The organism is Terrabacter sp. P5_B1 (assembly GCF_056400505.1).
Genome location: NZ_JBFULD010000215.1, coordinates 1 through 7,367, shown reverse-complemented (window position 1 = coordinate 7,367; position 7,367 = coordinate 1). Strand labels below are relative to the sequence as shown.

General features: G+C 70.3%; 4 protein-coding genes. 3 read left to right on the top strand and 1 reads right to left on the bottom strand.

The genetic code is table 11. From position 1 onward, the window contains the following. Window positions 1-215: dienelactone hydrolase family protein (locus AC1DP0_RS14980; protein WP_478085454.1), on the bottom strand; the 215-nt coding region annotated here is incomplete at its 3' end. Between the two features lie 58 nt (window positions 216-273). On the opposite strand from AC1DP0_RS14980, the gene AC1DP0_RS14975 reads away from it, so the two are divergent. The 3 genes from AC1DP0_RS14975 to AC1DP0_RS14965 form a co-directional block, all read left to right on the top strand. Then, window positions 274-1,122, top strand: coding sequence for a CPBP family intramembrane glutamic endopeptidase (locus tag AC1DP0_RS14975; protein ID WP_478085452.1), 849 nt, complete (start codon window positions 274-276; stop codon window positions 1,120-1,122). A 73-nt stretch (window positions 1,123-1,195) separates the two neighbouring features. After that, complete coding sequence (locus AC1DP0_RS14970) at window positions 1,196-2,791, top strand: dolichyl-phosphate-mannose--protein mannosyltransferase (RefSeq protein ID WP_478085449.1); 1,596 nt, start codon at window positions 1,196-1,198, stop codon at window positions 2,789-2,791. A gap of 78 nt (window positions 2,792-2,869) precedes the next feature. Next, window positions 2,870-7,367, top strand: a 4,498-nt coding sequence (locus AC1DP0_RS14965; protein ID WP_478085446.1) for a PKD domain-containing protein, incomplete at its 3' end; no start/stop codon positions are given.

Sequence of the window (7,367 nt, the reverse complement as noted above, 5' to 3'; positions counted from 1 at the left end):
GTGCGAGGTGGCGCGTGCGAGCTGCCGAAGAGATGCGGCAGCACCACGGCGAAGCCCGCCCGCACGAGATCGTCACCGAAATCGATGACCTCGGGGGTGAGGCCAGGGCTCTCGTGGATGACGATGACGGCCGGGCCACTGCCACGGCGATAGGTCGGGTAGGCGCGGCCGTCCGCCTCGTGCCGGCCCGACTCCCATTCCGCGAGCAGCGACATGACAGCGACAGTACGCCGGCGGGCCGCCCGTCGTCCTTCGCAAAGTTACGCTGACGACATGTCGACCCCAGCGATCGCGGAGCGCGGACGGTTTGCCGGACTGCTGGCCCCTTCGGAGTGCGACCCCACCCTCGCCACGGACCCGGCCGTCCGCCGCGGGCTCCGCGGGGAGACGGTGCTCGTCCTCGGCGTCAGCCTGGGGTCGTCCGCCGTCTACGCCGTGCTCAGCATCATCGAGAAGCTGACCCGCCCGGTCCCGCTGTCGCAGCAGACGACGGCGATGAACCAGTCCGCGACCCCGGGACGGCCCTGGCTCGACCTCGCCTACCAGCTCGCCGGCGTCGCCCTTCCCCTCGTCGCGGTGGCTCTCGCGCTCTACCTGCTCAACCACATCCACCGGCCGGCGGACCACGTGCGGGCCGCCCACTTCGTCGGTCTCGACCGCCGGGAGCCGGCCCGCGACCTGCTCCGCGGACTGGGCCTCGCCGCCGTCATCGGCATCCCCGGGCTCGCCTTCTACTTCCTCGCCAAGGCCATCGGGATCAACACCCAGGTGTCGGCGGCCAACCTCGAGGCCGTGTGGTGGTCGGCTCCCGTGCTCGTCCTCGCCGCCATCGAGAACGCCCTCCTCGAAGAGGTCATCATGGTGGGCTACCTCTTCACGCGCTGGCGCCAGACGGGATGGTCGTGGCCGCTCGTCATCGTCCTGTCGGCGGTCATCCGCGGCAGCTACCACCTCTACCAGGGGTTCGGCGGCTTCGCCGGCAACATCGTCATGGGCCTCGTCCTCGGGCTCGTCTTCGTACGGACCCGACGGGTCATGCCGCTCGTCGTGTGCCACTCGATCCTCGACATCGTCGCGTTCGTCGGCTACTCCGTCCTGCGCGCCCGCGGCGTCTCGCTCTGACCGCCTTGATCGGTCGGACCGAGCACCCGGCGCCTGCGCGGCCCGCCCAGCCACACTGCATACGATGGCGCCCATGAACTCGGCCAGGCAGGTGCGCGCTCGCCTGCTCGGGGACCCGGCCGACGACTTCCGCCTGACCCGGCGCACCGCCGGGCGCGTCGCGTGGCTCGGCTGGGGCGGCCCGCTCTTCTTCATGCTCGTCGGCGGCTTCATGCGCTTCTGGCACGTCGGCGCCCCCCACCAGCTGGTCTTCGACGAGACGTACTACGTCAAGCAGGGCTGGTCGATGGTCCTCTACTGGTTCGAGATGAAGAACGACGAGGTGCTGCAGCAGGCCAACCAGGTCGACCAGCACTTCACCGCCAACGACCCGATGATCTACGGCACCGAGGGCGACTTCGTGGTCCACCCGCCCGTCGGCAAGTGGCTCATCGGGTGGGGCGAGGCACCCTTCGGCATCCTCAACTCCTTCGGCTGGCGCTTCGCCGTCGCCCTCGCCGGGACGATCTCGATCTTCATGCTCGGCCGGATCGCCCGACGACTCTTCCGCTCCGACCTGCTCGGCACCGTCGCGGCCGCCCTGCTCGCCTTCGAAGGACACCACTTCGTCCACTCTCGCACCGGGCTGCTCGACATCTTCGTCATGTTCTTCGGTCTCGCTGCCTTCGGTGCCCTGCTCATCGACCGCGACCGGGCGCGGGAGGTGCTGGCCCGCCGCGTCGGCGACCGGGCGCGCTCCGCCATGTCGTGGACGGGGCCGTGGCTCGGCTGGCGGCCATGGCGGTGGGTCGCCGGCATCATGCTCGGCCTCTGCGCCGGCGTGAAGTGGTCGGGTCTCTACTTCCTCGTCTTCTTCGGGCTGCTCACCGTGCTGTGGGACCTCGGTGCGCGCCGGGCCGCCGGGGTGCGGGGCTGGTCGGTCGGCGGGGTCGTCAAGGACGGGCCGTATGCGTTCGTGCAGGTCGCCGTCACCGCCGTGGTCACGTACGTCGCGAGCTGGACCGGCTGGATCCTCAGCCAGGGTGGGTCGTTCCGCACGTGGGCGCAGAACAACCCGGACACCGTCCACGCCTGGCTGCCGGACTGGTGGCGCTCGCTCTGGGCCTACCACCAGCAGATGTACGCCTCGACGCAGGCGATCACGAGCTCGCACCCGTACCAGACGAACCCGTGGTCCTGGCTCATCCAGGGCCGCCCGACGTCGTTCTTCTACGAAGGCCCGAAGAAGGGCGCCGATGGGTGCCTCGTCGACCAATGCAGCAAGGCGATCACCTCGCTGGGCACCGTGTCGATCTGGTGGGGTGGAACGCTCGCCATCTTCGTGCTGCTGTTCATGTGGGCGTTGCGCCGGGACTGGCGCGCCGGCGCGATCCTCTGCGCCCTGTTCGCCGGCTACCTGCCGTGGTTCTTCCTCGGCAACCGGACGATCTACTCCTTCTACGAGGTGGCCTTCGTGCCGTACGTCGTGCTCGCCTGCGTCTACGTGCTCGGGCTCGTCATCGGGGGGCGTGAGGCGTCGTCGACCCGGCGCCGGATCGGACTGGGCGTGATGGGGGCCTTCGTGCTGCTCACGATGGGGCTGTTCGCGTTCTTCCACCCCATCTACGTCGCCGACGTCATCCCGCTCCAGGAGTGGCAGCGCCGGATGTGGTTCCCCAGCTGGGTCTGAGAGCTACAGCCATTGACGTATGCCGTGGTCCGCCGAGCGCAGGTCGACCGGGCCGGTGGCCGACCCTAGCTTGAGCCCATGATCGTGGAGTCGCCGAAGTCACCTGTCCATGGACTGCACCGATGCGCTCGGTGGCTGGCCCGACTGCTGCCGGTCGTCATGGCGGCGATGGCGCTGGTCGTCGTGGCGCCGGCTTCGCCGGGCTGGGCCGCCGGCCCGGCCGACGAGGTGCACTACACGTTCACCGGCTCGACGTCGGTCGCCATCGACTGGCGCGGAACGGCCAACGACGTGCGCTGGGGCACGAGCACGTCCTACGGCCAGACGGCGACCGGTGTCGCCCCCGGCTGGACCCCGTGGTCCTCGCCCGGCCCCTTCTGGCAGCTCGAGCTCGGCGGCCTGGTGCCGGGCACGACCTACCACTACTCCATCGGCGGCGGACCGGACTACACCTTCCACGCGCCGCCCACGTCGAGCTTCCGCTTCGACGCGATCGGCGACGTCGGCGACACCGTGAACTTCTCCAAGCTCGGCGCGACGCTCGACAACATCAGCGCCGACGACCCGTCGTTCGTCCTCATGGTCGGCGACCTGACGTATGCCAACGGCACGACGATCGCGGCGGTCGACCAGCACTTCAACGACGTCATGGGCTGGAGCACCCGGGCCGCGTACATGCCCGCGTGGGGCAACCACGAGTACGACGTCGCGGGCTCGGACGACCTGCGCAACTACAAGGGTCGGCTGCTCATGCCGCACGCCGCGGCGTCGCCCGGATCGCCGGCGATCTCGTCCGGCGGCAACGACTGGGGCTGGTTCGACGCCGGCCCGGTGCGGTTCATCGCCTACCCCGAGCCGTGGACGGGCGCGTGGAGCGACTGGCAGTCCAAGGCCGGCCCGCTGATGCGGCAGGCGCAGGACGACCCGAACATCAAGTACATCGTCACGTACGGCCACCGGCCGGCATACTCGACCGGCTACCACCCCGGCGAGTCCCAGATCGCCTCGATCCTCGACGGGTTCGGGCAGAGCTACAGCAAGTACGTCCTCAACATCAACGGGCACTCGCACGACTACGAGCGCTTCCAGCCGATCCAGGGCGTCACGCACGTCACCGTCGGCGCCCCGTCGTCGCTGGAGACGCCGTGGACGAGCACCGACCCGCGCACCGCGTTCCGGGCCTTCCACCTGTCGCACATGCGCGTCGACGTCGGCCCGACCGGCCTCAAGCTGCAAGCGATCTGCGACTCGTCGGCCAGCAAGGAGGAGATGACCTGCTCGGCGGGCAGCGTCATCGACGAGTACGTCATCGGCACGCCGCCGGTGCTGCCGGTCGCCACGTCCTTCTACGTGGACAAGACGAGCCCGGTCTGCAGCGACTCGGGCAGCGGCACGTCGAGCGCGCCGTTCTGCACCGTCACCAAGGGCGTGAGCCGCCTGCAGGCCGGCAACGTGCTCTACATCGGCGACGGCACCTACGCCGAGTCGATCAAGCCCTCCGCGTCCGGCACGGCGAGCGCCCCGATCACCATCACGAGCTGGCCCGGTCGCAACCCCGTCATCGGCACCGGCGTGACCAACGGTGCCTACATCTCGGCGCGCAGCTACATCACGCTCACCAACCTCACCTTCACCGGGACGATCGGCGACGGCATCTACGTCACCAAGAGCGACCACATCACGGTGCGCGGCAACACGGTGACCAACGCCGGGCGGCAGGCGCAGGGAGCCACCGCTCCGGGCATCAGCATCCGCGCCACGAACAGCTCGCTCGTCGCCGACAACAACACCAACCACAACAGCGACACCGGCATCTACGTCACGAACACCTCCACCGGCGACACCGTGACGAACAACGAGTCGAGCTTCAATGCCCAAGGTTGGCAGCGCAACGCCAACGGCATCAACGTCACGAGCCCGGGAAACGTCGTCACCGGCAACGTGACCCACGACAACGAGGACTCCGGCATCCAGCTCTACACGGGGGGCAACAACAACCTCGTCACCCTCAACGTCACGTACAACAACGGTGACCACGGCATCGACAACCTCAACGTGACGGGCGGGACGATCGTCGGCAACACGGTGTTCCGCAACTGCACGAGCGGCATCAACCTCGAGGGCGTGACGTCGGGCAGCTACCGGATCGCCAACAACGTCGCCGTCGACAACGCCGTGTACCCCGCCTACGCCGGGATCGCGTGCGGCCGCCGCGCCGGCAACATCGGCGTCTGGGACGGCGCCCAGAACAGCACGCTCGTCGACCACAACCTCGTCTACCTCAGCAAGACCGGGGTCATGTATGCGTGGGGCACGACGTACACGAGCCTCACTGCCATGCGCACCGCGTCCGGGCAGGAGGCCGCCGGCGTCCAGGCCGACCCGAAGTTCGCGAACACGGGCACCTGGGACCTCTCGCTGCGCGAGGGCTCCCCGGCCATCGACCGCGGTGACAGCGGGGTGCCCGGCGAGCAGGCCACCGACATCCTCGGCTACCCGCGCGTGCGCGACCCGAACGTCGCCAACACGTTCGCGTCCGGCCCCCGCCTCTACGACGACCTCGGCGCCTACGAGTACCAGCCCGACCTGCCGCCGCCAGCGGTGCAGCCGCCGGTCGCCGGCCTGACGCTGACGCCGACCTCGGGGACGGCCCCGCTGGCGGTGAGTGCCGATGCCTCCACGTCGACCGACCCGCAGGGTCAGACCCTCCGCTACTCGTTCGACTTCGGTGACGGCACGACCCTGTCCGACCAGGCGTCCGCCGTCGCGAGCCACAGCTACCCGTCCGCCGGCACGTACACCGTCACCGTGACGGCCCGGAACACCTCCGGACTCACCGGCACGGCGAGCGGCTCCGTGGTCGTCGCAGCACCCCCGCCGCCGGTGCAGCCGCCTTCGGCGAGCCTCGTCATGACGCCCGCCAACGGCACCGCGCCGCTGTCGGTCACGGCTGACGCGTCGACCTCGACCGACCCGCAGGGCCAGGCTCTGACGTACGCGTTCGACTTCGGTGACGGCACGACGCTCCCGGCCCAGTCCGCTCCCACCGCGACGCACGTGTACACCAGTGTCGGCACGTTCACGGCCACGGTCACGGTGCGCAACGCCAGCGGCCTGAGCACCCCGACGACCGCCACGGTGGTCACGACGGCTCCGGCCGTCCAGCCGCCCGCCGCCTCGTTGACGGTGACGCCGGCCAGCGGTGCCGCACCGCTCGCACTGCGCGCCRACGCATCCGCCTCGAGCGACCCACAGGGTCAGGCGCTGTCGTACGCGTTCGACTTCGGTGACGGCACCACGGTGCCCTCGTCGGCGACCGTCACGGCCGACCACACGTACACGGCCGCCGGCAGCTACACCGTGACGGTCACCGTCACCAACGCGTCCGGCCTCAGCGACACCACCGCCCGGACCGTGTCCGTCACGACGCCACCACCGCCGGTGCAGCCGCCGGTCGCGTCGCTCGGCGTGACCCCGACGAGCGGGACCGCGCCCCTGAACGTGTCGGCGGATGCGTCCGCATCGAGCGACCCCCAGGGGCAGGCGCTCTCGTACGCGTTCGACTTCGGTGACGGCGCCACGGCGCCCGCGTCGACGACCGCTACGGCGGCCCACACCTACACGGCCGCCGGCAGCTACAGCCTGACGGTCACGGTCACCAACACGTCGGGACTCACGGCGACCGACCAGAAGAGCGTCACCATCGCGGCGCCTCCCCCGCCGGACCAGCCGCCGACGGCATCGCTGGCCGTCACTCCGTCCAGCGGAACCGCGCCGCTGCAGGTGTCCGCCGACGCGTCGGCATCGCGAGACCCGCAGGGACAGACGCTCTCCTATGCCTTCKACTTCGGTGATGGTGCCACCGTGTCCGCATCCGCGACAGCGACCGCGAGCCACGCCTACGCCACCGCGGGCAGCTACACCGTCACCGTGACGGTGGCGAACACGTCAGGGTTGACTGCCACCGACCAGAGGACGGTGAGCGTCTCGGCGCCTCCCCCGCCGATCCAGGCGCCGGCGGCATCGCTGACGGTGAGTCCGTCGAGCGGTACCGCGCCCGTATCCGTCACGGCCGATGCGTCGACGTCGACCGACCCACAGGGGCAGTCGCTCTCGTACGCCTTCGACTTCGGTGACGGCACCACCGTGCCGGCGTCGACGACCGCGACGGCTACCCACACCTACACGACGGCGGGCAGCTACACCGTTGCGGTGACGGTGACCAACACCTCGAGCCTCTCCGCCACGGCCACGAAGCCGGTCACCGTCACGGCACCGATCCAACCGCCGACGGCGTCGCTGACGGTGACCCCGTCGAGCGGCACCGCCCCTGTGACGGTCACGGCCGACGGGTCGGCTTCGACCGACCCGCAGGGCCAGGCGCTGACCTACGGCTTCGCCTGGGGCGACGGGACCACGACGGCCGCCTCGGCGAACGCGACCGCCACCCACGCGTACACGACGGCGGGCACCCGGACGGTGACGCTGACGGTCACCAACACCTCCGGCAAGACCGCCTCGGCCACGAGGGCGGTGACGGTGACGGCTGCCCAGGCGCCCACGGCCTCGTTGACGG

Bases quoted from the DNA above. Each gene is read 5' to 3' on its own strand.
- AC1DP0_RS14970 (WP_478085449.1), top strand. From the start codon at position 1,196: ATGAACTCGGCCAGGCAGGTGCGCGCTCGCCTGCTCGGGGACCCGGCC.
- AC1DP0_RS14975 (WP_478085452.1), top strand. From the start codon at position 274: ATGTCGACCCCAGCGATCGCGGAGCGCGGACGGTTTGCCGGACTGCTG.